Origin of the sequence: Devosia enhydra (assembly GCF_900119845.1) — a bacterium.
Classification (GTDB): domain Bacteria; phylum Pseudomonadota; class Alphaproteobacteria; order Rhizobiales; family Devosiaceae; genus FPKU01.
Genome location: NZ_FPKU01000001.1, coordinates 169751 through 195303 on the forward strand (window position 1 = coordinate 169751; position 25553 = coordinate 195303).

A 25553-nucleotide genomic window follows, 5' to 3' on the forward strand; every position below is an offset into this window, starting at 1 on the left:
TATATAGGTGCCAGAGGCGGCATCTTTTCCTGGTTCCCGTTGGGAGGGTAGTATTCCGCGTGGTCGGAGTAGGGTTATCAGATAATGGTGTTGCCAGTAATTCGCTGGCCCGTATAACCAACCATACCCCTTCAGCTCACGCTATCGCGCCATGCTCCCTCCCGCTGCGCGGATCGGTCGAGGCGCTTCGCGCTCGCTGAAGGGGTATGGTTGGGAAACTGCCCCGACCAGCGAGAGAGGGGGGTCACCAATGGGATGCCTGTATCATTAGTGACAAGAGTGTATGGCGTCTTGCTTCCTGGTTCCCACAGAGAGGGGCTGCTGCCCCTTTATTATGAAGATAATGACGTAAGATAATCGGATATCGAATTATGCAGATTATATTATCTATATAATCGCATCGGGTATTTTTGGTAGCTACCTCTCAGTTCAGTGTTCACACCGGTCACACCCGCCTTTCTTCGTCCACCCCCCGGGGGTGACCGCATGCCAACGAGCACATCCCCCCACCTTTCTCACTGGCTCCACTTGGCGCTGTGCGCCTTTTGAATGATCTCGAGAATGAACTGCCCCTCGACACACCGTGTCTCGCAGGTACCCAGCGAGCCGGCCCGAGCAGGTTCATCGCCTCGGATTTTTGACGGCGCCGTTCCTCGAGCAACCTCGGCAAGAATCTATCGGTTCGAGCAGATTCTGAGGTTGAGCGTCATGGTTCTCTCTCGCTCGTCGCTGCGAGCTCCTCCCCACGGTCCTACGCTACGCTTCGGACCGTGGGGCTTCGCATCGAGGTTGTTGGGAATATTGGAGAGGAGATGGCGAGCTGTCTTCCTTCTTGGTTCCCGTCGTAAGCGACGGACCGGTTTCCGGCCGCCAACTCTCCTGGGACCGCGAGCAGATAGGCAGGTTCATTCCGATCAACTTGAACGGCCGAGGGTGCAGTCCAGTGCCAAGCGAGCCACAGCGTGGCATTCGTCGGATGCCTGCGTTCCGATAATGCCACGGTAACCCTGTCGACTCGGTTGCGCACATCGCCTTTGCCTACAGCACTAGAGATTCGAAACGTTTAAAGTCGGGCGTTCGTCGATGTAATGTGCCGAGGTCGTGTTGTTGGCTGGGTAGCTCCACCAGGCAGCGACGGATCGGATATATTTGCATGCAGTCGTAGTTCTGACTACGCTTAAACGGCCGGCTCAATCCTTGGATCAAGCTGGCTCGTTGACGGACCAATCGGTAGGCGCAGAATCGGTTCCTACGGATACCGGGGGGAGGGTCTTATGAAAGCTCTGAAGTGGGTAATGATCGCCAGCGTTTGGCTGATTGTCTTCGGTGCTGTTTTCGCACTGAGCGGTCGGGATACAGGTGGAGCCGTAGTTAAAAGCGTTGCGACGTACCTGCCTATTCTCCTCATCGCTGCGGTGCTTTACGGGATCGTCGCAGGCGTGAAGAAGCTCGTCAGGCGCTAACTCGAAAATTCCTCCCGGCTATTCGAGTTGCAGCATCTTAGCGACCTCGGACGATGTGTACCCCAATCGTTTCTGTCGTCCTGTCGTCGCGGCCGGGCCTTGATCCGCCGTTTCAGCCTGTTCCGCTGATACAGGCCCATCTCCTAGCAAATGATAGATTTTCTTGGTGGTCACGTCCCAAGGCGCCCTGCCGACCCGGGACCAGCAAGGCTGATTGACTGACGGGTGAACGCAGAGAACGGGGTAAGCCGTGGAGCGCAGGGGGCTAGGGATAGAATGTCCTGTCAGACCCCGCCGATCCAGGAAGGCTGCCGAATACCGGCTGCCGGCAGCAAAGGCAGCTTGACGAACAATAAGCTATTTGTACCGATGAACGGCAGCTGGAGAGAAGAATGAACATCAAGACCGTTCCCAACCAAACCGACATAGACATTGAAGCGAGCCAGACGCTTGTCGACTTCGATCGGGCTGCCCGCGAATTGGCGGCCAATGTCCTTCGCCTCGTTGCGGGTGGGGGACGAGCCCATGGATTATCAGAAAACGTCGATAATCTTTACGATGCGATCGATCGCTACCACAAAGTCCACCACGCCTACCCTAGTCAACACCAGTGGAACCAAGCGCTCAACGTGAACGCGGCTTGGTTTGAGCTGAATTCTCGTGGAATCGATGAGAGCCTCAGCCCCGAGAACATGGACGAGCGCCAACGGTTGGCCTTCGACCGGGCCATCGCGATATCCGGCATTCGCGATGGCATGCTGCAGATGGCGGCATCTATGCTCATGCACCAGATCCCACAGCAGGCGGCTGGCGAAGCGAAGTTTTACGAGAACTTCCATCATCTGATTGATCTGCAAGAAAGGTCCCGCGACCACCACCATCGGCTACCGAGGCAGCGAGGGGAAAACGACGGCGGTCAGGCCAAATTGCGGCGCGCTTTAGAGGGATCCAATAATGCGAGGCCCAAGAAACGCAAGGCTCCAGCGAAGCCGAACCTTGATACTTAGGGTCCGAATTCTCTCCGCAGACTTTCAGCGTTGATCTTCTCTCGGGTCGAGGCTGATTCGATGTGCCCCACCGGTGGTGGGCGGCTTTTCTGCCCTTGAGCGTCAAAGCCCCCACCTTAGGCCAGTACAAACTTGCCACCGTAGGGGACGCGAGGCGCCGCCACCCCGAGCGCGCAGCGCGAGGGTGAGCGAGCGCTGCAGCGATACCTGTAGATGGCGACATATGGGGTGGTCAGGGATGAAGACCATCCTCTTCCGCGGAGCCAAAGAACAGACCGCTGGATCTTTTCTTGCTATCTCAAAAAAGAGCCGGTCCCACTACCGAGATAATCATCATGAGATAATCCGTTGGGCGGGTCCGTGATAGCTGTCTGTCGTAAAATGTCCACACCTTGGTGGGGCTAGGCACTTAGGCGCATGAACTCGCGTTGTGAGCGGAGTTTGAGTCCGCCGTAGGCGATTGATTTACATTTCTTTTTTTCCAATTGGGCGGAAGTCTACCCCTAATCATTTCAATAGGTTACGTCAAAACTCCCAAGACATAACAAGCGCAGCTCGGATCGACGGGATATGTTAAAACCGAGGGAGCCTCAGAACACGGGCTACGGCAATTGCCATACCTAAAGTTGGGCAATTGGCCGAGCACAGCCAAATAGGACGATGCGCAAGTCCGACGGCTGCTCCCTGAAGATGCGACTTGAACGTAGAGCGGATGAAGCGACTATCAAGGAAGCGACAGTCAAGCGCTTCCACTACGACCGTCACCACCAGTTCCACACGTATGACCACAGCTACGCTCAATCCAGGTGCTACAATGCGCCTGCGCACTTTGCCTAAGGGCGCTGCTCGAGCGGTTGCTAGTTGCCTAAGTCTTGGCGCCCGAGCAGAGTGATATCTGATGGTTCGAAGAAGGGGAGGGTACCATGACCGCGGGACATCGACTTCGCCACATCACGTTGGCTACCGACCTCACGGCGCGAAGCGATCGGGCGACTGAACGGGCCATCCAGCTCGCAGCCCAGTTTCAGGCCAAGCTGCTTGTGGTGCATGCAGTGGAAGCAGCAGTGTCCGCTATCTGGGACGGCGGCCCGTCTTGGCGCCGTGCTCTGGACCTGGCCGAGATGGCCCGGCGTCGCCTGTTCGGGGACCTGCCTTTAAGCCAGAGCGTGGATATCGACGTCGTTGTGGAGCGGGGTGACCCGTTCGAGGTGGTGCTGCGCACTTGCACGGATGCCGGAAGCGATCTGTTGGTGACGGGGGTAGCGCGCGAGGAAATCTATGGAAGCAGCCGCGCGGGTCGTATGGTCGAGCAACTCGCTTCGCGGGCACCCGCACCCTTGCTCGTGGTCAAGCGCAAGGCTGCCCGTCCGTACCGAAACCTTCTGATCGCGATCGATCTCTCCCCCACTTCGGCGGCGGCGCTCCATCGTGCCCGCCAATGGTGGCCGGGCGTCGAGCAGACACTCTTTCACGCCGTGGATCTGAGCTATGCTTCGCTGATTGGCGACCTCGAAAACACACGTCGGTCCGTCGAGGACGGCGCTGCGCGGACCTGCTGGGAATGGGCGAGTGCCGAACTGGGTGAAGAGGAAGCGAAGGCAGTGGCCGTAATTGCCGCCTATGGCGAACCGTCTTCCCTTATCGGCCAGTTCGTCTGGGAAAAGCCGGTCGATCTGGTGGTGACCGGTACGGAGCGGAAGGGCATCCTGTCCCGGGCGCTTTTGGGCAGCGTTGCGGCAGCCGTCGTGGAAAAGGCCCCCGCCGATGTGCTCATCGTCCCCACCGAGAGCGGCTGAATATCGGCGATTTCCGGTCGATCTACCCAGGGCCCGGTGGGAAGGCATCGTCAGCCACGGCATGCGGGGCTGTCTTCGTTGCAGGGGTAATCTTCATAGCTGCTCACCCCCTGCGGCCCTTTGCCGGGCCGATATGAGGTTCGGCCCGAGGCGTGCCCGCACGCTACAACCACTGCACGCTCAGGGCCCGCAGCAGGTCGGTACGGCTGATCTGTCCCGCAAAGCGACCCTCTCGCATGACCGGGAACCGGCGATAGGGGCTGGCGATCATCACCTCGCAGGCGCTGACGAGGTCGAGTTCGGCGTCGAGCACATGCGGGTCCGGCGACATGTAGTCGGCCACCGACCCGCCCCACTGCTTGTAGTAGGAGGCACTCAGCGCCGCCTTGAGACAATCGCGCTTGGAGAGCACGCCGACCAGGTCGCCCTCGCCATCAAGCACGCAGGCCCCCGAAACACCAGCCTCGAGCAGGATCGAGACGGCCCGGACGATTTCGATCGTCGGAGCAAGGGTGACGAGATCGGTCTTCATCACGTCGCCGACGCGGGCGAGATCCGTCTGGGTCATGGCCGATCCTTCGCCCGGTCGGGACAGGCCGCACAGACACCCTGGCAGGCAATGCCGCCGCAGGAGCCCTTGAGGGCCGGACGGCCGAACAGCACCCCGAGTGCGAGGGCCAGCATGGCGAAGGCAACAAGGAGGATGGTGGCGAGGATTGTCGACATGACTTCTCCTATGAGCTGAGGGCCAGCCAGGCCGGGCTGGCCTGCGCAATCAAGCCTTCTGCCGGGTCGCGCAGCAGGAAGAGCACGGCAAGGCCATCCGCATGGGCGCGGGCGAGGCCAGTTTCAGGGCCCATCACCATCATGGCGGTCGCGAGGCCGTCGGCGGTCATGGCGGAACGGTGCGCGACACTGACTGAGGCCACTCGATTGAGCACGGGCTCGGCTGTTCCGGGGTCTATCGTATGGCTGTAGCGACGGCCGTCCACCTCGTAGACATTGATGGAATCCCCAGAGGTGGCGATTGCCAAGTCCGAAATGGGGAAGGAGCATGCCACGCCGCCACTCTGCGGATTGGCGATGCCGACGCGCCAGGCTGGGCCATCGTTGACACTGCCGGCGAGAACTTCGCCGCCGATTTCGATGAACATGTCGCTATGGCCGAGCCGGCGGAGCCTTGCCGCGACGGCATCGACCGCATGACCCTTGGCGATGCCGCAAAGATCGAGTGACATGGCAGCATGGGCCTTGCCGACACGGTCCGCAATGCAGGTCAGCCCCTTGTAGTTGCCACCCCGCTCACCGTGCATTGGCCCGAATCCGTAACGGCCGACCAGTGGCCCGACTGTCGGATCGAACGCCCCGTCGCTCCAGGCTGCCAGCCGCAGCGCTTCGGCGGTGACAGAGGCAAAGTCACGGTCGACGACATGAGATCCGGCGGAGGCCCGGTTGAACCGGGAGAGTACGCTATCGGGGCGGAAAGGGCTCATCGCGGCATCGATGCCAGCGAGCGTCTCTGCAATGGCTGCGGGCTCTTCTGGCCCGATGCCACGCGGAAGGGTCACGGACCAGCCCGTGCCAAAGGCCCAGCCCGAAAGGCGCACCGCATCGCGTGCGCCGGCCGAGGCGGGCAGTGCTGCGACCGTCGTCATGCCAGCGAGGCCAAGCAGGAGGTTGCGTCTGGTGATCGCCATGGTCAGATCCCGAAATCGTCATAGAAGATGGAGTCCGCCTCGACCCCGCAATCATCGAGCATGGCGCGCACCGCCTCGATCATCAGCGGCGGCCCGCAAAGGTAGTACTCGCAGGCTTCCGGTGCCGGATGGTCGCGAAGATAGTGATTGTAGATCACGTCGTGAATGAACCCCGTGGCTCCTTGCCAGCCGTCGCCGCCGACAGGATCCGAGAGCGCCGGGGTCCAGCGGAAATTGCCGTGGCGATCGGCAAGATCGTCCAGTTCATCGCGATAGTAGAGCTCGGTCTGCGAGCGCGCGCCATACCAGAAGCTGATCGTCCGGCCCGTGGCGAGGCGTTCGACCTGATCGAAGATAATAGCGCGCAGCGGCGCCATGCCGACCCCGCCCCCGATGAAGATCATTTCCCGGTCGGTGGCTTGCGCGCCGAAATGGCCATAAGGCCCGGACAGCGTGACGGTGTCGCCGGGCTTGCGGGCAAAGAGCCACGATGAAACGACACCGGGAGGCGCTTGCGGCACGGCCGGGGGCGGGGTCGCAAGACGGATGTTCAGGACGATCAGCCCTGAGTCCCGCGGGCGACTGGCAATGGAATAGGCGCGGGAAATCGGCGCCTTGCTGCGCGCAACCAGCCGATCCAATCCCATGGCCGTCCATTGCTGGCGATGGCCGTCAGGGACATCGATCCGGGACAGGGCCAGTTCGTAGGCCGGTGCGGCAACCTGGACGAAGCCACCCGCCTTGAACGGGAACGGCTGTCCCTCGGGCAGGGCAAGGACGATCTCGCGGATGAGCGGCGTCAATGCGCTGACCGAGACGACACGGCAGTCGATGCTCTCAATGTCCATCATCGCTTCGTCGACGGTGACCGAGACATCGTTGCGAACCACGACCTGGCAGGCGAGGCGCGCCCCCGAGCGCAGATCGGCCACGCTGAGCCGTGCCTGTTCGGTGGGCAGCGCCGCTCCGGCGCCCGTCACGCCCTCGACCCGGCAGAGGCCGCAGGTGCCCGCGCCGGCACAGGCCGATGGGATTGCAACGCCGTTTTCATTGAGGATGTCGAGCAGCTTTCGATTGGCCGAACCGGCGATTGGCATCGTGCCGTTGACGGTGATCGTTATCGACCGGGCGGGCAGGAGCAGATCTTTGGCGCCATGGAGCAGCAAGGCCAGCACCACCAGGAGCAGGCAGACGAAGAGGAGACCAAGGCCCACATCGATCATATTGCCCGCACCCCGGCAAAGGCGGAAAACCCCATGGCGATGAGGCCGGTGACGATGAAGGCCATGCCCAGCCCCTCGAGCCCGCGCGGTACGTCAGCATAACGCAGCCTCTCGCGCAGGGCCGCGAGGGTGACGATGGCGAGGGCCCAGCCGACCCCGCTGCCGATGGCGAACACGGCGCTTTCGGCAAGGTCGTACTGCCGCTCCGCCATGAAGAGGCTGCCCCCGATGATGGCGCAGTTGATGGCCAGAAGGGGCAGGTAGATGCCGAGCGCGCGGTGGAGGGCGGGAACGTAGCGGTCGAGCAGCATTTCGAGCAGTTGCACCAGCGCAGCGACGATGCCGATGAAGGTGATGAGCCGCATGAAGCGGAGGTCGGTCCCCGGCAGTCCGAGCCAGCCCAGCGCATCCGCACGCAGCAGGTGTTGGTACAGCAGATGGTTGAGCGGAACGCTGATGCCCTGCACGATGATGAGCGCAATACCCACCCCGATTGCCGTATCGATCCGCCGTGACACGGCCAGATAGGTGCACATCCCCAGAAAGAAGGAGAGGGCGAGGTTTTCCTCGAAGATGGACCGCTGGAACAGCTCGATCATGGCTGCACCTGCCGCGGCTGCGCAAGCGGAGAAAACTCGGGGGTTTCCTGCTGGCCGGGTCGCAGGCTGCGAATGGCCCAGACCAGCAGCCCCAGGATGATGAAGGCGCTGGGCGCCAGAAGCATTAGCCGCATAGGCTCGTACCAGCCGCCATCGGCGACCAGCGGCAGCACCGGCAGCGCCAGCAGTGTGCCAGATCCGAAGAGTTCGCGGATGCTGGCCACGACGAGCAGTACCAGAGCATAGCCTGCGCCGTTGCCGAGCGCATCGAGCATGGATGGCACGGGTCGGTTCTGGAGGGCAAAAGCCTCGGTGCGCCCCAGCACGATGCAGTTAGTGGCAATCAGGGAGACGAAGACCGACAGGCGTTGGCTCATCTCATAGGCGAAGGCCTGCAGCAGCTGATCTGCGACGACCACCAGCGAGGCGATGATGGTGATCTGCACGATGAGCCGGATCGCGCTCGGGACATGATGTCGGATCAATGAGATGATCCCCGCAGCCAGGGTCAGCACGACGATGAGTGCCAGCGACAGGGTGAGCGCAGTGGCAACCGAGGTGGTCACCGCAAGAGCCGAGCAAATGCCCAGGATGTGCACGGTGACGGGGTTCTTGTCGACCAGCGGGTCGGTGACGATCCTTAGACTTTCAAGCATCATGGGTCCTCGTTCCGCATCGCATCGAGCCAGGGGCCGAAGCCTTTCGGTCCGAGCCAGAAGTGGATCATGTCCGTCACCGCATAGCCCGTGACCGACGCCCCCGAGATGCCATCAACCTCCGTTTCGTTCCCGGCCGATCCGCGCACCACCTCGATGACGATTTCGCCGTCGCGGGATAGCGATTTTCCCGCCCATTGCGCCTGCCACGCCGGTTCGGCGATGCGGGCGCCGAGGCCGGGCGTCTCGCCCTGCTCGTAGACGGTGAAGGCGGCGACGGTGGCAAGGTCCGCTTCGAGTGCCAGATAGGCCCTGATGGTCGACTGGTAGCCATTGCCATAGACCGGCAGGACAACGAGGGCGCGCTCGCCTTCGCTCCGGACGACATAGGCCTGGGCGAAGTTCTCGCGCCGCCCGATGCCAGCCAGATCCTCGGCGCGCGCCAGCGCCGTGCTGGTCGAGGGTTCCGCTGCGACTGCGGCCTGGTCGAAGCCGGCGGGGTCAAAGCCTTCGGCGATGCGCCCCTGGTCGAGATCGATGATCACCGCCTCGACGGCGTCGGCCCCTGCCTGCGCCAGTATGGCGCCAATGCCCGGCAGTCCCGCCAGCATGGCGCTCATGCGCCCCTGTCTATCGGCCTCCACGTTGACGGCGATCAGCGGACGCAGCAGTACCGAGGTGGTGGAGATGCAGAACCCGCAGATGACGGCGACGATGAGGGCGATGCCGACGGTCTTGGTCCGGTCTGAATTCGGGCGCGCAAGGAAGCGCCGCCAGGGGTTTTTGAGCTCAGCCATGGCGCCTCGCTCTGCGCGCAGCGTTGAGGGCCACGACAAGCTGATCGATCAACGGTGCAAAGATCGCTGCCATCAGCGTGGCAAAGACGAGTGCGCCCAGCGCCGGGCCTGCGCCGAGAAACAGCGCGACGAGCAGCCCGAAAAGCAGCCCATATCCGATGCGGCCCCAGTTCGTGGCGGCCGAGGCAACGGGGTCGGCAACGAGCACCAGCAGCACGAGCCAGAAAAGCCCGTCGGCGGGCAGAGCCACAAGCGCCTCCTGGTTCCACAGCCAGCCCAGTCCCATGACCATCCCGACGGCCCCCGGCAGGATGCGCCAGTTCGCATGACCGGATCCCACGAGCAGCAGCAGCGCCGGTGCCAGCGTCCAGAGCGGCAGGGCGATCCCGGCGCGATAGCCTTCGGTCGGAAACGAGAACATCAGAAAGGCGAGAGCCACCACCCCAGGGTGCAGAATGTTGCGCCCATGTCCCCCGAATACGAGAAGCCCGATGACGATGCCGAAAGTACCTCCGAGCACCAGGTGCCAGATCGGCGTCGCTGCGGGCACGAGAAGCGCAATCAGGAGGGCCATGGCGAGGCCTTCGAGGCCGAACCTCTGGCCGCGCGCCCGGGCGAACGCCACCTGCCAGACAAGCGCCACGGCGCCGAGAACGGTGCAATGGCCGATGATGGCCGTGCCTTCGCTGGCAAGCCGGTAAAGGAATGGCAGGAGGAGTGCGGCCAATACCGCCAATTGCCCGCGCAGGAGCGGATGCAGCAGGATTTGGACGAGGCGCGAACCGATCATCGTTCTGCCTCGAGCTGATCGAGCACCTGGCGGAGCATGCGACCATATTCGCCGCCACGACCATCGACATGGCCGAGAAGCGCGAGGTCGTGCTCGGCAAGCTCCAGCGCCCCGAGGCGGCGTGCCGTCTCGACGTCCCCGACACTGATGGCGCGGAGAAACGGAACGGCCAGGACGCCGGGAGGCGCGGCCCGTTCATGCAGCGCATGGGGCACGATCGCGCCGTTGCCGCGCATCAGCCAGTCGGCCGCCCTGGTCGCAAGTCCGCGCCGTTCCGGGGCGGGGGCGTGCCGCAGCACGGAAACCTGCACGTCGCCCCGTGCCAGATGCCGCCCGATCCGGCCATCGATCGGCGAACCCGACATCAACCGGACGGGGGTGGCGGGCAGCCGACCTCGGGTCAGTTCGTGCAGATCGGCGCCCGGCACCGTCTCGACCAGCATGGGCTGGTCGATCCCGTCGCCAGCAACCCCGACGATCCGGCGGGTCCAGATCGTGCCCTTCGCCAGAAGGTGGCCGAGCGCGATGACGTCCTGATATCCGATATGCCAGACTTGGCCGCCGGCGCCCACCGGATGGAGACGATGAATGTGCGTGCCCACAAGACCGGCCGGATGGGCTCCCGAGAATGCTGCCGCCGTCACGCCCTCGGGCGTGGGCAGGCTGGCACCCGCCGCATGGCAGAGATAGGTTCGGCCGGCGCTGAGGTGCTGCAGCGCCGATGCCCCCCGGTCGAACCACTCGGCGCGCGGCGCGATAATCGCTGCCGGATCAGGCGCCAGAGGACGGGTATCAATCGCGGTAATAAAGAGCGCATCCGGATTCTGGTCCGGGCGCGGCACGGCTTCGAAAGGTCGGGTGCGCAGGCAGGGCCATATCCCGGCCTCGATCATCAGCGCCACGAGGCCGGGGCGGTCGAGCGGGTCGGGACTGGCAAAGCGCCGTTCTGCGTCGCCGCCCGTTGCCAGGATCAGGCGATCCACGCCCCGACGCGCGCCGCGAACAATGTCGCTGACGACCCCCCCGACAGGGGCCACAATGCGAATCTCGGGACGCTTCCTGTCCGTGATCAGGAGGTCGCCGGCGGCGACGCTGCTGCCTTCGGTGACGTGCAATGCCGGACGCAGGCGCGGCACGTCGGCGCCGAGCATCCCGCAACTGCTCACGGCGATGCGCGTTTGCTGCCCGTAGGCTGCAGGCCCGAACCATGGAGTCAACCCGCCCGAAATTCTAATGGTCATGCCGCTCCCAATGGAATGTGCAGTGCGTCAACATAGAGAAGTCCAGCAGAGCCGTCTTGATCGAAATCAATTCCCAGCGCCGGACAATGCAGTAAGGTCGTTTCTTCGGCCAGGTCGTCTAGAAACATGCGGGCGCTGTCCGCAGTCAATTCCGGAGACAGAAATGAATTTGACGCTTCGTCCTCCCGCTTCGAGCATCTCCCTTCTTAAAATTGCGCTGGTGTGCGCGGCGACGTTTGCCGCCCTGTCGCTGCCCGCCTTGGCCGACGGCGCCAGCGCGCTCCCCCCCGGTCCCAAAGAGGCGCTGGCGGAACAGGTGGGCGGCGATGCGGATGCGCTTGGCGTCCTTCTCGGCCAGACGAATTCGGTCGAGGCCTGGCAGGCCCAGTTGCAGGGCGATGCCGCCCCTGCCGTGATTGCCGCCCTTGGCGACTATCTCGCCCGGATCGCGCCCATAGTCGTGGTTGGCGATGTCGGTTCGGTCATCGCCACATTGCCTGCCGATGGTAAGCAGCTTTTTGTCGAGAACTGCCTCTCCTGCCATGGTGGCGACACGTACTTCCTCAAGCAGGACAAGGATTTCGAGGGGTGGGTCGCGATCTTCGACGCCCCCTATCACCGGCGCCTGCTGACAGGCGAAGGCGAGCGCGAGATCTTCGCCGGCTACGCTGCCGCCACGACGCCTCTGTCACTCGATCCCGTTCCCGAAGCGCTGGCTGATCGGCCGTAGCGATCGAAGGCCGCAGCGGCTGTTTCGAGGGCCATGGCTGCTGGATGAGTGTCCAAGAGCCCGCGTCAAAGTGCCTGATCAATCCACTGGTGTTGATCCAGATCAGGGATCGGCTCCGGTGGCGTGCGATAATGCGCCGAAATCACGGAGGTAACTTATGCAAGTCGATGTGCTCGTGCCTGTGCTCATGTATCCCGATTTGCCGACCCTCGACAGCGTCTCCGCAGGTGTACGCATGGGGCGGCTGCTGGGCCAGGGCGCCCAGGTGCTCCTTGTTGAAGCCGTGCTTCCCCGGCTCGAAGGGCACTGGGGTTCGAGGCTGGTCGGCGTCTCTGGGATGGCGGCCGAACTGGAGGCCAAGCAGCACGAAGGCGCTCAGGCGCTTCGTCAGCACCTGGAGGCGCAGGCAACGGTGAAAATGGCTCAATTGAGCCAGGCTCAAATCCTGCAGGCAGTATCGGTTGCTGCGCGCACGCACGATCTTGCGGTGGTCAGCGTCGAGACCAGCCAGGCTCGCGAGCTCGGTCAAACCCTGGTTTTCCAATCCGGCAGGCCGGTGGTTTTGGTTCCCGCACAAACCGACGCGTCACGGATCGATCGGATCGCCATCGCCTGGGATGGAAGTCGGGCTTCGGCGCGGGCCGTGCACGACGCCATGCCGTGGATCCGGAAGGCGAGTTTCATCACCATCGTGACTGCATTTGACGACAAGGCCATCGGCCGGCAGACGATTGATCATCTCCAGGCCTATCTTGGGCGCCACGGGCTGGAAGCGTATGCCGAAGATGTTTCCTCCGGCTCGAATGCCGTCGGGACCAAGCTGCAGAATGGAGCGATACGGCACGGCGCCGACCTGTTGGTGATGGGCGCTTTCGGCCATAGCCGGATCCGCGATTTCGTCTTGGGAGGCGCCACCGAAGAAGTCTTCCAGGAGACAAAAATTCCAATATTAATGTCGCATTAAATGAACAGAGACAATTTATTTTGTCTAATTCGCTGCAGGATATGACGAAGACGAGTTAAGTTGGTCAGACTGCCCTAGCAAACTCGAGCGGTGTCCCTTCGGTTTGAATCGCTTGGGATTCCCATCTGGCGCGAGTTCTGATTCAGGATTTATGCCGGGATCATGAGGTCTGCCCGGGTGCCGCGTTTGCTTAGTCTGGACCTTCGCCATCGGGTGGTCGCCGCCGTCGATGGCGGAATGTCGTGCCAGGTGGCCGCCGCGCGGTTTGGCGTCAGCCCGCCGACATGATCATATGATCTGAGCCTGATCTGAGCCCAGGAAACTGGATCGTTTTGAGGTGGAGTTTTCCGCGCTAGCCTGTTGGGGCTGGAGGGAGCGGAGAACGATGAAGGCATCGCAGTTTTCTGACGCACAGAAGGCGTTCAATCTGAAGCAAGGCGCGGATGGGGTGCCGGTTGCGGAGCTCTGCCGGCGGGCGGGGATCAGACAGGCGACCTACTTCAACTGGAAGAAGAAATACGACGGGCTGCTGCGCACAGAGATGCGGCGGCTGAAGCTGCTCGAGGACGAGAACGGCCGGCTGCAGAAGCTGGTGGCGGACCTGTTGCTGGACAAGGAGATGCTGCAGGAGGTGATCCGCCGAAACTGTGAGGCCTGGTCGCAAACGCGAGCTGGTGGCGCAGCTATGCCGGGAGTGGGACGTGTCGATCCGTCGGGCCTGCGGGGTTCTGGAGTTCGACACCTCGACCTACCACTACAAGGCGCGCCGCCGCGACCAGGCCGGCATTGAGGCTCGGATCAAGGATATCTGCGAGACGCGGGTTCGATATGGCTATCGACGTGTGTACGTGCTGCTTCGCCGGGAAGGCCACGACATCAAAGAGAAGCGAACCCGAAGGATTTACAGCGAGTTAGGCATGCAGCTGAGGAACAAGACGCCCAAGAGGCGGGTGAAGGCGAAGCTTCGCGAGGACCGCCAAGACGCCATCGGACCGAACGATGTGTGGGCGATGGACTTCGTCCACGACCAGTTGGCGACCGGGACGAAGCTGCGCATCCTGACGGTGGTGGACACCTTCTCGCGCTATGTGCCCGTGCTCGATCCACGGTTCAATTATCGGGCCGAGAATGTCGTCATTGCCCTCGACGAGGCCTGCTCGCGGATCGGCTATCCTCGGACCATCCGGGTGGACAATGGTAGCGAGTTCGTCTCACGGGACCTTGACCTATAGGCCTATGTGCATGGGCTTACGCTCGACTTCAGCCGGCCAGTAAGGCCTACCGACAACGCCTACATCGAAGCCTTCAACGGTCGCTTCCGGGCCGAGTGCCTGAACGCTCACTGGTTCCTGACCCTTGTGGACGCGGCCGAAAAGTTGGAGGCTTGGCGCAGATACTAGAACGAGGATCGGCCTGACGGGGCGATCGGGCACAAGGCCCCGATCTCGTTGACTAATCACGGCGGTATCACCAGCCCGCCGACGTGATCATAGCCGGAAAACTCTACCTTCCGGCGGTCCGGCGTTCGGTCTCGGATCACCCCCTTTCACGTGTCGGACCGGCACGAGCCTCAGCCAGGGAGCGAAGTCGCGAAAGCGCTTGAAGGTACACCTTGGAAGCGCAAACGCTTCCACCGCCATTGCTGCAATAGGGCCGATACCCGGTATGGTTTGAAGGCGGCGTGCTTGTATAATATTGCTATCCTGAAAATCCATTATATGAAAATATTAAGCAATATTTTTATATAATCATTATCTAGATAATGCCTCTTCCTGGTTCCCCTCGGGATGGGATTGGTATCGCATTATAAAGATAATATTATCTAGATAATATCAGTCTGCATTGGATATATAGCGTCTCCGAAAAATGCAAAATCGGACGCATTATGAGGAAAATATTAAGAGAACATATCCGTAAGATATTGTCCATTTATGCCCGGTAGGCAGTGAAGGATCATCCAATCATCCCGTGGTTCAAATCCGGAAGTGATCTGTGCGATTTCCTCAGGATCAGAGTTTAAGGATGGTTTAGATTTGTGCGGCCGAATCGCCTCTATATCCCAACCATATTCCCCCATCTCGCGCTCTCGCACCTTGCTCCCTCCCGCTGCGCGGTCGGTCGCGGCGCTTCGCGCTCGACGTATGAATATGGTTGGGGTGACTACCCCCATTTTTGGGGAGAGGAGGGCGGGTGGGTTACGGGTGAAGAACCCGTACCGGCAACAAAAGTTGCCGTCAAGTAACAATCGACAGACGTACCAAAATTGCTTCGGTTATATAGAAAGTTATAATACCTGATGTTATCTCCATAATGCCATCTGGCATTATGGAGGTAATGTATATTCATAATTGCATCGAATAAAATCAGGACGTTAGCCTCAGCCCTGCGCTCACACCTAAAGTCCCACTTTCATTCGAATACCCCCCCGGGAGGTGGTGAGCACACCTCTAAGCACACCCCCACCTTCTCCTTGGTTCCATTAGGCGCTGTGCGCCTTTCGAATGTTTTCGAGCATAATTGTCCCTCGACGCACCATGTCCCGGCAGGTTCGCAACTGGCCTGAGATGCCGGTTCATCGCTTCTGGTTCTAGACGCCGCCGCTTCTCGCACAACCTCGTCGGATAGCTATCTGTCGAAGAAAAGTCGCTGAGTGTGAGCGTCTTGGTTCCTCACTCGTGTGTCCCTTGGATTGCCCCCGCAAGCCGACGCTTGCGCCAGACCTTAGGAGGCACTTCGCTCCGAGCTGGGTCGAATAATGGCTTTGGGGAGGGAGGTCATGTTGCTTCTTGGTTCCGTCGATAGACGACGGTGAGGGTTTCGGCCGATGACTCCTGAAACGGCTGCAGATAGGCAGGCATTATCAGTTCATTTCACGCGGCCGAGCGTTGAGCCCCGTTGGCCGGGTCGCACACATCGGCACTGTGAAGGCACTGACAATCAGAAACGCTTATGGTCGGGCGTTCTACAATGTAGTGTGTCGTGTTAGTTTCGTCGTCGGCCAACTGTCCCGGCAGGCCAGGCAGATCCAGGAATAAATATGTCACGGGCCCTCGTAAGCGAAGGAAGCTTGACTACGCATAGGCTGTTTGTGCTGATGAAATAAGCCCGGAGGAAAGAATGAGCAACAAGGCCATGCCTAATCTATCCGACCCAGACATCGAGGAGGATCAGACACTAGCCGATTTTGCTAGGGCTGCCCGCAAGCTAGCTGCTAACGTCCTCCGCCTCGTTGCCGGTGGGGGAAACGTCCATCAACTGGCTGAGAACGTCAGTAGCCTTTATGATGCAATGGACCGCTATCACGACGTCCACCACGCATACCCCAGTCAGCGTCATTGGAACCAGGCGCTCGACGTAGACAAGGATCGGTATGAGGTAAGATATCGTGGGGGCAATGAGAGTCCTGGCTTGGATAGCGTGGACGAGGGTCAGCGATTAGCTTTCGACCGGACGATCGAGATATGTGGGATGCGCAAAGGCCTGTTTCAGATGGCCGCAGCTATGCTCATTCAACAGAGGCCACAGACGGTCGCTGGCGAACAGAAGTTTTACGAGAACTTGCGCCTTCTGGGTGATCTGGAAGAACGAACCCGCGAGCATCACCAACCGTGTTCCAGATCGTGACGGAATGCCAGTGACCAATCAGGTCTTTGCAGTGCCCTGCGTGCCGGACCAGCTGGGAACGATAGGCGTGTGATTGCGCCGTGAAGCCACAGGCACCTGTAACAGGCCAACGGGGATGCGCTCACCACTATGGTTTTCAAGCTACTGCGCGTCATAAAAGCCCACCCGGCTGAATGCTCTTATGAAGGAGCTTTGGGGGGGCAACTTTCTGGTTCTCGCTCTGGGCGCCTTTCGATCGGGAACAGTTGGATTGAATGAAGAGCGAGCCCGACTGGGTCACCCAGCGGCAGCGCATCTAATCGACCGTGAAACTCATAGGCGCCCGCCGACCACAAAAGCTGAGCCTTTGTTTTGACTGAGCCACTCTGGGATTTCCAGACGCTGTTTGGTTTTAGCGGCCATGGCCGGTTGTTCAAGTTCCGCGCAATACGTTGCCTCAGCTTCCGCTGGCGGGACGTTTCCAATGTATTTGAGGAGGCGTCGGTGATTGAACCAGTCGACCCATTCGAGTGTGTTTAACTCGACAGCTACTGTGCTTTGCGAAGGTCCACGCCAATGGACTACCGGGGCCTTGTAGTAGGGTTGATGTTTTCGGCCAATGCGTTGTCGCAACCGCCCCCTACGCGGCCAACCGAGGGCTCGATGCCGGCCTCGGCAAGGTGGTAGGTGTAACGGATACTCACGCATTGCCCGCCGCGGTTCAAATGATGAACCAGCCCGCCATGGACGGGACGTCGCTTGTGTATGCCCCGCTCGAGGGCGTCAAGGACGAGGCTGGCACGGGCAGGGCGACTGACCCGAAAGGCCCACGATATAGCCGGACGTAGACATCGATCTCTACGGCCACATAGGGAAACCCAGCCGACGTTGCCACGTAAGTCGAGACTAAACCGTCCTGACGCCATAGACCGGGGAGTTCTTGGCAAAGACCGGCATAATCTCAGGTTTTAGAGCTTAATTCCGCCGGGCACGATCTGACAGCCATGAATGATCCCAACGTCGGGCCACGTGCTCATGATAGGTGGACAGGCGATCGGCATAACCCGGCAGATCGGCTCGACCCCATAAGCATTCCGGTGCTCATCAATGAAGCCAGTCACCGCTTGACCGGGCGGTCGAGCTTCGCCTGGGCGAAATATGTGGAAGATCAGCGCAGGATCTTGTTAGGCTGTCGCTACTCCCTCTTGTCCCAGGGACTTGTGCTTCTCGGCCATATCCGTATTCACGCTCTGGCACGCTATCGACCTCGGCCTTTTTGAGTTGGTCGTTGAGGTTATGGGCCGAGCACCCGATCTCGCCAGCAACCGATACCACGACTGCCCAGCGGGACGTGCGGTCCTTGCCATGCTCCTGCTCGATCCGCACCGCTCTGGACCGGACCTCGCTCGAAACGCCTTCGTGGTCGGGCTGGTCATCCTCCATCCTACTCATGAGTTGGAGCCTTCGGCAAAGCCGGAGCGGTTCTCAACGCTGCTCCGAGATCACTTTGAAAATGGGGCTCAAGCGACATTTTCCAGAACCTAGCAATAACCTAAAGCTTAACGGGTTTCCCCTCCGACCTACAGAGCCGAATGAACGCCATTGGCCCGCGATGCTATTAGATTAAGTGCTGCGCCACATTCGATAATCAATTTTGATTATTAACTGATAATTGTCGTGAAAAATATGGCGTACATTATTCGAAAATGCGTCTGCGGCTAAAGCCCAGCTGAATTATTCCCTGCGGGGAATGCACACCTCGTCAGCTGATCACATCTCCACTCTTTGTTTTGGTTATGCAGCGTCGAGTTCCCGCTAAGAAGGCTGGTGGTAGGAATTTGCTGTAAGCCAAGCGAAAGCCGGTCAGAAAGAATCCATAAGCAAGTAAATAGGAGGGTATATTGAATGCTAATACGTTTGAGAATTCACATAAAGGGGCTCGTCATTGACTGCACACCACAGAAGATTTCGGTGGCAGGAGTGACCCCTGAAGTCGTGGGGAGCGTAAGGGCAAGGCAAGGCGACCTAAATGCTAAGCGTCTACTTTCTAGCCTATGTGGCAAAGCGATGCCTAAATTCCGCGGCGCCTACCGCATTCATCAGCCGGTCGCCGAACCGAGGATATATCAAGGCAGGAGAGGTCAATGAACGACATGAAAGACCCCGCCGGAACGCCCCGGACCAAGTCGCTGTTTCATCCGCACGGCATGGAGAGGACGGCATCCGGTTCATCGAACGAGAGGCAGGCGCCTTCGATGGATCCGGTCGCTGACACGGTGCCGCGATTGATCTTCTCCGGTAGTGCTGGAGATAACGGGGAGAGCGAACACGATCTCGATGGCCTGAGCATGGAAGCGCTGCAGACGCGCAGGGCAGAAGTGGAGCGAAAGATCCAGGAGAAGCGGGAGGCCGACAGGCGTGCTGCCATCGATCGGATCGTCACGCTGGTAAATACCCACAACATTCCCGTCGACGACCTCGTCCAAGCGCTCGGCGGCTTGAAGCGCAGGTTGGGACCTGCACCTCAGAAGTATCGAGATCCTGAAACGGGGGCGACTTGGTCGGGCCGCGGAAAGGAACCTCTTTGGCTCCGCGGCAAGGATCGAACCCAGTTCATGATCACGTCTGAGCAACCAACCTAGCAACCTTTTGGAAAGCCCCCGGACGATCTCCGGGGCTTTTTCTGCATTATTCGATCACTCGGTTGGCCGACCGCGAGTCGGGATAACGCGCGACACCTTTCCGGCGGCGAGCATGTTCCATGAACGCTGCCGCTTCGTCAAAGCATCCGATGAAGGGGGGCAACAGCAGGTCGAAGGCCCGCTGCTAAGCGGCGGGGCTTGATTTGTTCGCGGAGTACAGGGCTGCGATCGGTAAGAACGTCATCTGCCAATAGGCCGACAACATCCGTTCATAAACGTCACAATAGTTACATTTTTTTATTGAACTAAAGCCGTTTATGTGATACGATTGCAGGTGGAAAGCTGCACATACAGAGAAATGCGAGGATGTGTATTGTATAAAGGTTGTAATTGTAATTTCGTTTTGCGCCGTTGCTCCCTTACGATTGCCATCGAGGCGACCCGCAAGCTGACGTGCTCACGCCTCCCGGCACCTCGCCATCCGATGCGCAATCCGGTGCTCAGTCGGACAGCGATGGTGAGGGCAATCCATGGCTAAGACGCAATCGTCCTTCCGCGAAGTTGATGTCAGGCGTGCAATCGGCGGCGCAGTCTCCGCAGGATTGCGAGTGCATCGAGTAGAGATCGATCCGGCCACGGGCCTGATTATACTGACAACTGGCACTTCAGAGGCAGCTCCAACATCCGAGCCAGTCGATCCTCTGGACGCGTGGATTAAGGTGAACGGCAGTGGCAAGGCCTAAGGCAAACTCGAAGAACCCCTTCAAGGGTCTGAACACGGTCCGATCTCGAACGGCCGATGGCAAGGTGCAAATCTACTACTACGCGTTCAAAGGCGGTCCGAGACTGCCTGACGAATACGGCACAACGGCTTTCATCGCAGCATTCGTTGCCGCGACAGAGGTTAGGGACCGGAAGATGGCGGCTGGTCCCGAAGTCATGCTCTCCCTGTTGAACGGGTATCAGAAAAGCGCTGAGTTCGCGGTACTCGCTGACCGGACCAAGTCCGACTACATCAAGCAGATCAAGAAGATCGAGGAGAGATTTCGCGATTTTCCCACCTCCGCCATGTCGGACAAACGCACCCGAGGGATCTTCAAGTCGTGGCGAGACGAGTTGGCCAAAAAGTCACTGCGGCAGGCCGACTATGCCTTTACCGTGCTTGCGCGTGTCCTGAGTTGGTCGCTCGATAGGGGCATGATCGATGCCAATCCCTGCGAGAAGTCAGGGCGTCTCTACCGTGGTGAACGCTCGGAATCGATCTGGACGATCGACCACGAGGCTGCCTACTGGACAGGGGCCCCGGCGCACCTGCACCTCCCGCTGCTTTTGGGGTTGTGGACCGGCCAGCGCGAAGGCGACCTCTTGAAGCTGCGCTGGAGCGATTATGACGGAACCCACATTCGGCTTCGCCAAAGCAAGACCGGCAAGCGCGTGACCATTCCCGTAGGCAAGCCGCTCCGGCTCGCACTCGATTCTCTCAGAGCAGAGCGGAAGCCCAAAGAGCTCGATGTCATTCTTCTGAACACGCGGGGCAAGCCCTGGACTGGAAACGGTTTCAGCTCCTCATTCCGAAAAGCCACATCTCACTGTGGAATTGAAGGTCTAACGTTTCACGATACGCGGGGTACCGCCGTTACCCGATTGGCACTTGCTGGCGCTTCGGTACCTCAGATTGCTACCTTCACCGGTCATTCGCTCAAGGACGTGGAAGCAATCCTCGAGGTTCACTACCTCAACCGGGATCCGCGAATGGCTGAGGACGCACTGACGAAACTGGAAGCTCGCGTTGCCGTCACCGCATCTTAGTGACAGGCTCAAACGGGAGACGACTCCCAAAAACTTCCCCAAAAGCCCGTTTTGTTCAGGAATTCGCGAAAGGCCAGAAGCAAAAAAATGCTTTTCGATCAGGCAGTTAAAGAGTGGCTGGGGAACCTGGATTCGAACCAAGATTGACGGAGTCAGAGTCCGCAGTTCTACCGTTGAACTATTCCCCAGCAGGAACGGCGGTATGTGCCGGCGTTCCGGGGTCGCGGGCGGTGGGCCGCTGCGACGGGGTGCCTTTTAGACACATTCGGCGGAAGGATCAATGCCTTTTGGTCGATAATTGCACGATCGGGTGTCTGCCGGCGCAGTCCATGGGCTGGGCAGGACCATTGTCCCCGCATTGATTGGCCGGACGGCGGCGAGGGCAGGGCGGAACCAGATCGGGTCTGGCGCATTGAAATCGCAGCCGACATGAGCGTCGTTTTTCCGCAGCCGGCCCTTTCTAGAGTTTCCGCCTCGCACCCTTTCACATGTCCACCAAGGCATGATGGAGCCGATGATGGTTGCTGCCGCTCTGCCACGATCTCTTTCCGGTTTCGCGCTTCTCGGCCTTTTTCTGGCCGGGCCGTCACTGGCGCAATCGAGCCCCTCGCCGATCGGGCAGTGGGAACTCGCCAATGGCGAGCAGCGCTACAAGGTGAGCTATTGCGCCGATGGCAAGAGCCTCTGCGCACGGCTCGTATGGCTGCATCCTAAGGCGCGGACGCCTGAAAACCTTAAGCTCCTCAACACCTTCGTGGTGCAGAATGCCGTGCCGGCCGGCGAGCGCGGCTGGCGCGGCACCGTGACCTATGAGGGCAAGGCCTATAACGGCGAAGTGACGCTGGTGGGCGAGGGCACGATGCGCGTCAATGCCTGTTCGGGCATGCTGTGCCAGAGCTTCAACCTGCGCAGCATCTGACCCCCGGCGCGCGGCCGGACGGCTGCGCCAGCCCATAGACCCCCGCGTCGCCTTGACTTCGCCCCACGGCTCCGGCAAAGCGCCCTCCAACACTGCCCCGGCAGGCCTGCGACGGATGGTTGCAGGATAGGCCGGGCAAACAGAGGGGGTGCGCTTGGGCAAGACCGCTTTCACCTGTCCCGGACAGGGCAGCCAGGCCGTGGGCATGGGCAAGGATCTGGCGGATCGCTTCCCCGAAGCCCGTGCCGTCTTCGACGAAGTCGACGACGCGCTGGGCGAAAAGCTCTCGACCCTGATGTTCGAGGGCCCCGACGAGACGCTGCGCCTGACCGAAAATGCCCAGCCGGCGCTGATGGCGGTGAGCGTTGCGGTGGTGCGCGTGCTCGAAGCCCATGGCGTGCGGCTCGCCGATACCGCCGACTACGTCGCGGGGCACTCGCTGGGCGAATATTCGGCGCTTTGTGCGGCAGGCAGCTTCAGCCTCATCGATGCGGCACGGCTCTTGCGCATCCGCGGGCGCGCCATGCAGCAGGCGGTGCCGGTTGGCGAGGGCGCCATGGCGGCGATTCTCGGGGTCGACATGGCGACGCTGCGCGAGATCTGCGCGCTCTCGGCGCAGGGCCAGGTCTGCGACATCGCCAATGACAATGCCCCCGGCCAGATCGTGATTTCAGGCCATGCCGCCGCCGTCGAGCGGGCCATGGGCCTCGCCAAGGAGAAGGGCGCCAAGCGCGCGCTGCCCCTGCCGGTGAGCGCGCCCTTCCATTGCCGGCTGATGCAGCCCGCTGCCGAGGCCATGCAGGCCGCTCTCGCGGAAGCCGCGATCAAGGCGCCCGTGGTGCCGCTCGTTGCCAATGTCACGGCGCGCCCGGTGAGCGACCCCGACGATATCCGCCGCCACCTCGTGGCACAGGTGACCGGCATGGTGCGCTGGACCGAAAGCGTCGGCTGGCTTGCCGGCGAGGGCGGGGTGACGCGCCTTGTCGAACTTGGCTCGGGCAAGGTGCTGAGCGGGCTCGCGCGCCGCATCGCGCCGGATGCCGAGGCCGTTTCCATCGGCACTCCGGCCGATATCGATGCCTTTCTCGCCAAGCCAGACCAGCAATAAGGAACAGGCCAGATGTTTGACTTGACCGGCAAGCGTGCCCTCGTCACCGGCGCCAGCGGCGGCATCGGCCGCGAGATCGCCAAGGCCCTGGCCGCGGCCGGCGCCAGCGTCGCCATCACCGGCACCCGCGTCGATGCACTCACCGCCACGGCGGGAGAGATGGTGGGCAAGAACATCATGATCCCGGTGGATCTTTCGAGCCGGGATTCGGTCGACAAGCTCGTGCCGCAGGCCGAAACGGCGCTGGGCGGGCTCGACATCCTCGTCAACAATGCCGGCATCACCCGCGACAACATCTTCATGCGCATGAAGGACGAGGAGTGGGACAAGGTGCTCGAGGTCAACCTCACGGCAGCCTTCCGCCTGTCGCGCGCCGTGCTCCGGGGCATGATGAAGCAGCGCCATGGCCGCATCATCTCGATCACCTCTGTGGTGGGCGTGGGCGGCAATGCGGGGCAGGGCAATTACGCCGCCTCCAAGGCGGGGCTCATCGGCATGTCCAAGTCGCTGGCCCAGGAAGTGGCCTCGCGCGACATCACGGTCAACACCATCGCCCCCGGCTTCATCGCCTCGGCGATGACCGACGAACTCAATGACAAGCAGCGCGAGGCGATTCTCGCCAAGGTGCCCGCCGGGCGCCTGGGTACGGCGGCCGAAGTCGCAGCCGCCACGCTCTATCTGGCGAGCGACGAAGCCAGCTATGTCACCGGCCAGACCATCCACATCAATGGCGGCATGCTGATGATCTGACCGGTGCCCGCGGACCTCTGCGCCAAAGGGCAAGACAAAGCCCCTGAACTGTGTTAGGTCGCGGCGAATGGAGGTTCCGGGTCGTCTTGCGAGGGATGGCAAGCGCGCCTAAAGTCAGTCTGAGCCACGGCCCGCAAGAAAGCGGAACACTCCCGGCGGCCGCGCATTCAGGCACTCGAACATTCTGCTTTGTTAACAAGGAAAGCCAAATATGAGCGACATCGCTGATCGCGTCCGCAAGATCGTGGTCGAACACCTCAATGTCGATGCGGAGAAGGTCACCGAAAAGGCCAGCTTCATCGACGATCTGGGCGCCGATTCGCTCGATCAGGTCGAACTCGTGATGGCCTTCGAAGAGGAATTCTCGGTCGAGATCCCCGACGATGCCGCCGAGCAGATCCAGACCTTCGGCGACGCCGTCGCCTTCCTCACCAAGGCCGTCGGCTGATCGCCGGCCCCTGTTGATCGGCTGAACCTGATGGAACTGCGCCGCGTTGTCGTCACCGGCATGGGTATCGTCAGCCCCCTGGGCTGCGGTATCGAGCCGACCTGGGCCAATATTCTCGCGGGTCGCAGCGGCGCCCGGCGCATCGATGATTTCGAGGTGTCGGACATCGCCTGCCAGATCGCACATCGCGTGCCGATCGGGCCGACGAGCGAGGGCAAGTTCACGGCCGACGACTGGATGGACGTGAAGGATCAGCGCAAGGTTGATCCCTTCATCGTCTACGCCATGGCGGCGGCCGAGCAGGCCATCGCCGATGCGGGCGTGGCCCCCAGGACCGAGGCGGAAAAGGAGCGGATCGGCACGCTGATCGGCTCCGGCATCGGCGGGCTGGGCGGCATCTACGATGCCTCCATCACCCTTCACGAGAAGGGCCCGCGGCGCATCAGCCCGTTCTTCATTCCCGGCCGGCTGATCAACCTGGCCTCGGGCTATGTTTCCATCAAGCATGGGCTCAAGGGCCCCAACCACTCCGTCGTCACCGCCTGCTCAACCGGGGCGCATGCCATCGGCGACAGCTGGCGGCTCATCGCCATGGGCGATGCCGACGTGATGGTGGCGGGCGGCGCCGAAAGCTCCGTCAACCGCATCGCGATGGCGGGCTTTGCCGCCTGCCGCGCGCTCTCCACCGGCTTCAACGACCGTCCCGAACAGGCGTCTCGTCCTTACGACAAGGATCGCGATGGCTTCGTGATGGGCGAGGGCGCCGGCGTCGTGATCCTCGAGGATTACGAGCGGGCCAAGGCCCGCGGCGCCAAGATCTATGGCGAAGTCATCGGCTATGGATTGTCGGGCGATGCCTATCACATCACGGCCCCGGCCGAGGATGGCGATGGCGGGTTCCGGGCCATGCAGGCGGCCGTCAAGCGGGCCGGCATCAGCCCGGCCGAGATCGACTATATCAACGCCCATGGCACCTCGACGCCGCTGGGCGACGAGATCGAGTTGGGGGCGGTCACCCGGCTTCTGGGCGATGCGGCATCGTCTGCCGCGATGTCCTCCACCAAATCGGCCATCGGCCACCTGCTGGGCGCAGCCGGCGCAGTCGAGGCCATCTTCTCGCTGCTCGCCATGCGCGACAACATCGTGCCGCCCACCCTCAATCTCGACAATCCCTCGGTCGAGACGGTGATCGACCTCGTGCCGCACAAGGCCAAGCCCCGGACCGTGGACATCGCCTTGTCCAATTCCTTCGGGTTCGGGGGCACCAACGCGTCGCTCATCTTCCGCAAGGTGAACTGAACGCAAACCGAC

At 61.2% G+C, this 25553-nt stretch carries 24 protein-coding genes, 1 tRNA gene, 2 pseudogenes and 1 other annotated feature; of the genes and pseudogenes, 14 read left to right on the forward strand and 13 right to left on the reverse strand.

Going from position 1 to position 25553, the window contains the following annotated elements; translation table 11 throughout:
* Nucleotides 1-1274: 1274 nt before the first annotated feature.
* The 3 genes from BT183_RS00775 to BT183_RS00785 all read left to right on the forward strand — a co-directional run bounded on the left by BT183_RS00775 (nucleotide 1275) and on the right by BT183_RS00785 (nucleotide 4266).
* A complete protein-coding gene (locus BT183_RS00775; protein WP_072338524.1) occupies nucleotides 1275-1463 on the forward strand; it encodes a hypothetical protein in 189 nt (62 codons plus the stop codon).
* 392 nt (nucleotides 1464-1855) lie between these two features.
* Complete coding sequence (locus BT183_RS00780; protein ID WP_072338525.1) at nucleotides 1856-2470, forward strand: hypothetical protein; 615 nt, start codon at nucleotides 1856-1858, stop codon at nucleotides 2468-2470.
* Nucleotides 2471-3393: 923 nt separating this feature from the next.
* Nucleotides 3394-4266, forward strand: a complete 873-nt coding sequence (locus tag BT183_RS00785; RefSeq protein WP_072338526.1) for a universal stress protein — start codon at nucleotides 3394-3396, stop codon at nucleotides 4264-4266.
* Between the two features lie 163 nt (nucleotides 4267-4429).
* Here the strand turns inward: BT183_RS00785 and BT183_RS00790 are convergent, their stop codons facing one another.
* From BT183_RS00790 to BT183_RS21110, 10 genes are read right to left on the reverse strand one after another with little or no spacing between them, the layout of a single operon-like run.
* Nucleotides 4430-4834, reverse strand: coding sequence for a CBS domain-containing protein (locus tag BT183_RS00790; RefSeq protein WP_072338527.1), 405 nt, complete (start codon nucleotides 4832-4834; stop codon nucleotides 4430-4432).
* Nucleotides 4831-4992 carry a (Na+)-NQR maturation NqrM gene (locus tag BT183_RS20345; protein ID WP_143145602.1) on the reverse strand — a complete coding sequence of 54 codons (162 nt, stop codon included), beginning with the start codon at nucleotides 4990-4992 and terminating at the stop codon, nucleotides 4831-4833. The genes BT183_RS00790 and BT183_RS20345 overlap by 4 nt, the downstream gene beginning before the upstream one ends.
* Nucleotides 4993-5000: 8 nt before the next feature.
* Complete coding sequence (locus BT183_RS00795; RefSeq protein ID WP_084603155.1) at nucleotides 5001-5963, reverse strand: FAD:protein FMN transferase; 963 nt, start codon at nucleotides 5961-5963, stop codon at nucleotides 5001-5003.
* A 2-nt stretch (nucleotides 5964-5965) separates the two neighbouring features.
* Nucleotides 5966-7186 carry an NADH:ubiquinone reductase (Na(+)-transporting) subunit F gene (gene nqrF, locus BT183_RS00800; protein WP_084603156.1) on the reverse strand — a complete coding sequence of 407 codons (1221 nt, stop codon included), beginning with the start codon at nucleotides 7184-7186 and terminating at the stop codon, nucleotides 5966-5968.
* The gene (gene nqrE, locus BT183_RS00805; protein WP_072338528.1) at nucleotides 7183-7785 is read right to left on the reverse strand and encodes an NADH:ubiquinone reductase (Na(+)-transporting) subunit E; all 603 of its coding nucleotides are present in this window, start codon (nucleotides 7783-7785) and stop codon (nucleotides 7183-7185) included. The genes nqrF and nqrE overlap by 4 nt, the downstream gene beginning before the upstream one ends.
* Nucleotides 7782-8444 carry an NADH:ubiquinone reductase (Na(+)-transporting) subunit D gene (locus BT183_RS00810; RefSeq protein ID WP_072338529.1) on the reverse strand — a complete coding sequence of 221 codons (663 nt, stop codon included), beginning with the start codon at nucleotides 8442-8444 and terminating at the stop codon, nucleotides 7782-7784. Before BT183_RS00810 ends, nqrE begins: the two co-directional genes overlap by 4 nt.
* The gene (gene nqrC, locus BT183_RS00815) at nucleotides 8441-9238 is read right to left on the reverse strand and encodes an NADH:ubiquinone reductase (Na(+)-transporting) subunit C (RefSeq protein ID WP_072338530.1); all 798 of its coding nucleotides are present in this window, start codon (nucleotides 9236-9238) and stop codon (nucleotides 8441-8443) included. The genes BT183_RS00810 and nqrC overlap by 4 nt, the downstream gene beginning before the upstream one ends.
* Nucleotides 9231-10028, reverse strand: a complete 798-nt coding sequence (locus BT183_RS00820) for an RnfABCDGE type electron transport complex subunit D (RefSeq protein ID WP_072338531.1) — start codon at nucleotides 10026-10028, stop codon at nucleotides 9231-9233. The genes nqrC and BT183_RS00820 overlap by 8 nt, the downstream gene beginning before the upstream one ends.
* Nucleotides 10025-11269 carry a hypothetical protein gene (locus tag BT183_RS00825; RefSeq protein WP_084603157.1) on the reverse strand — a complete coding sequence of 415 codons (1245 nt, stop codon included), beginning with the start codon at nucleotides 11267-11269 and terminating at the stop codon, nucleotides 10025-10027. Before BT183_RS00825 ends, BT183_RS00820 begins: the two co-directional genes overlap by 4 nt.
* Complete coding sequence (locus BT183_RS21110; RefSeq protein ID WP_280173898.1) at nucleotides 11266-11397, reverse strand: hypothetical protein; 132 nt, start codon at nucleotides 11395-11397, stop codon at nucleotides 11266-11268. The genes BT183_RS00825 and BT183_RS21110 overlap by 4 nt, the downstream gene beginning before the upstream one ends.
* Nucleotides 11398-11432: 35 nt before the next feature.
* Here BT183_RS21110 and BT183_RS00830 point away from each other — a divergent pair, with 35 nt between their 5' ends.
* The 3 genes and pseudogenes from BT183_RS00830 to BT183_RS00850 all read left to right on the forward strand — a co-directional run bounded on the left by BT183_RS00830 (nucleotide 11433) and on the right by BT183_RS00850 (nucleotide 14450).
* Nucleotides 11433-11999 carry a hypothetical protein gene (locus BT183_RS00830; RefSeq protein WP_143145603.1) on the forward strand — a complete coding sequence of 189 codons (567 nt, stop codon included), beginning with the start codon at nucleotides 11433-11435 and terminating at the stop codon, nucleotides 11997-11999.
* A 157-nt stretch (nucleotides 12000-12156) separates the two neighbouring features.
* Nucleotides 12157-12963 carry a universal stress protein gene (locus tag BT183_RS00835; RefSeq protein ID WP_072338534.1) on the forward strand — a complete coding sequence of 269 codons (807 nt, stop codon included), beginning with the start codon at nucleotides 12157-12159 and terminating at the stop codon, nucleotides 12961-12963.
* Between the two features lie 385 nt (nucleotides 12964-13348).
* Nucleotides 13349-14450 (forward strand): annotated as a pseudogene (locus BT183_RS00850) (IS3 family transposase).
* Here BT183_RS00850 and BT183_RS21255 read toward each other — a convergent pair.
* Nucleotides 14451-14678, reverse strand: coding sequence for a transposase (locus BT183_RS21255; protein ID WP_072338535.1), 228 nt, complete (start codon nucleotides 14676-14678; stop codon nucleotides 14451-14453).
* Between the two features lie 1402 nt (nucleotides 14679-16080).
* Between BT183_RS21255 and BT183_RS20360 the strand changes: the two genes are divergently transcribed.
* Complete coding sequence (locus BT183_RS20360) at nucleotides 16081-16587, forward strand: hypothetical protein (protein WP_143145604.1); 507 nt, start codon at nucleotides 16081-16083, stop codon at nucleotides 16585-16587.
* Between the two features lie 393 nt (nucleotides 16588-16980).
* Here BT183_RS20360 and BT183_RS20170 read toward each other — a convergent pair.
* Nucleotides 16981-18009 (reverse strand): annotated as a pseudogene (locus BT183_RS20170) (DDE-type integrase/transposase/recombinase); the annotation flags it as partial.
* Nucleotides 17610-17729 (reverse strand) — a sequence feature (AL1L pseudoknot). Its footprint overlaps the pseudogene before it by 120 nt.
* 701 nt (nucleotides 18010-18710) lie before the next feature.
* On the opposite strand from BT183_RS20170, the gene BT183_RS21115 reads away from it, so the two are divergent.
* Nucleotides 18711-19208: an H-NS histone family protein gene (locus BT183_RS21115; RefSeq protein WP_084603158.1), complete on the forward strand. Its 498-nt coding sequence runs from the start codon at nucleotides 18711-18713 to the stop codon at nucleotides 19206-19208.
* A gap of 807 nt (nucleotides 19209-20015) precedes the next feature.
* A complete protein-coding gene (locus BT183_RS00870; protein ID WP_244545229.1) occupies nucleotides 20016-21017 on the forward strand; it encodes a tyrosine-type recombinase/integrase in 1002 nt (333 codons plus the stop codon).
* Between the two features lie 114 nt (nucleotides 21018-21131).
* Here the strand turns inward: BT183_RS00870 and BT183_RS00875 are convergent.
* Nucleotides 21132-21205, reverse strand: a tRNA-Gln gene (locus BT183_RS00875).
* Nucleotides 21206-21534: 329 nt separating this feature from the next.
* On the opposite strand from BT183_RS00875, the gene BT183_RS00880 reads away from it, so the two are divergent.
* The 5 genes from BT183_RS00880 to fabF all read left to right on the forward strand — a co-directional run bounded on the left by BT183_RS00880 (nucleotide 21535) and on the right by fabF (nucleotide 25541).
* Entirely contained in the window at nucleotides 21535-21936 is a 402-nt protein-coding gene (locus BT183_RS00880; RefSeq protein ID WP_177282338.1) for a DUF2147 domain-containing protein, read from the forward strand.
* A 154-nt stretch (nucleotides 21937-22090) separates the two neighbouring features.
* Nucleotides 22091-23044 (forward strand): ACP S-malonyltransferase, encoded by a 954-nt coding sequence (gene fabD, locus BT183_RS00885; RefSeq protein WP_072338539.1) that lies wholly within the window; start codon nucleotides 22091-22093, stop codon nucleotides 23042-23044.
* 12 nt (nucleotides 23045-23056) lie between these two features.
* Nucleotides 23057-23794: a 3-oxoacyl-[acyl-carrier-protein] reductase gene (fabG, locus tag BT183_RS00890; protein ID WP_072338540.1), complete on the forward strand. Its 738-nt coding sequence runs from the start codon at nucleotides 23057-23059 to the stop codon at nucleotides 23792-23794.
* Between the two features lie 211 nt (nucleotides 23795-24005).
* Nucleotides 24006-24242, forward strand: coding sequence for an acyl carrier protein (locus BT183_RS00895; RefSeq protein WP_072338541.1), 237 nt, complete (start codon nucleotides 24006-24008; stop codon nucleotides 24240-24242).
* Nucleotides 24243-24278: 36 nt separating this feature from the next.
* Nucleotides 24279-25541, forward strand: a complete 1263-nt coding sequence (gene fabF / locus BT183_RS00900; RefSeq protein ID WP_072341307.1) for a beta-ketoacyl-ACP synthase II — start codon at nucleotides 24279-24281, stop codon at nucleotides 25539-25541.
* Nucleotides 25542-25553 lie beyond the last annotated feature (12 nt).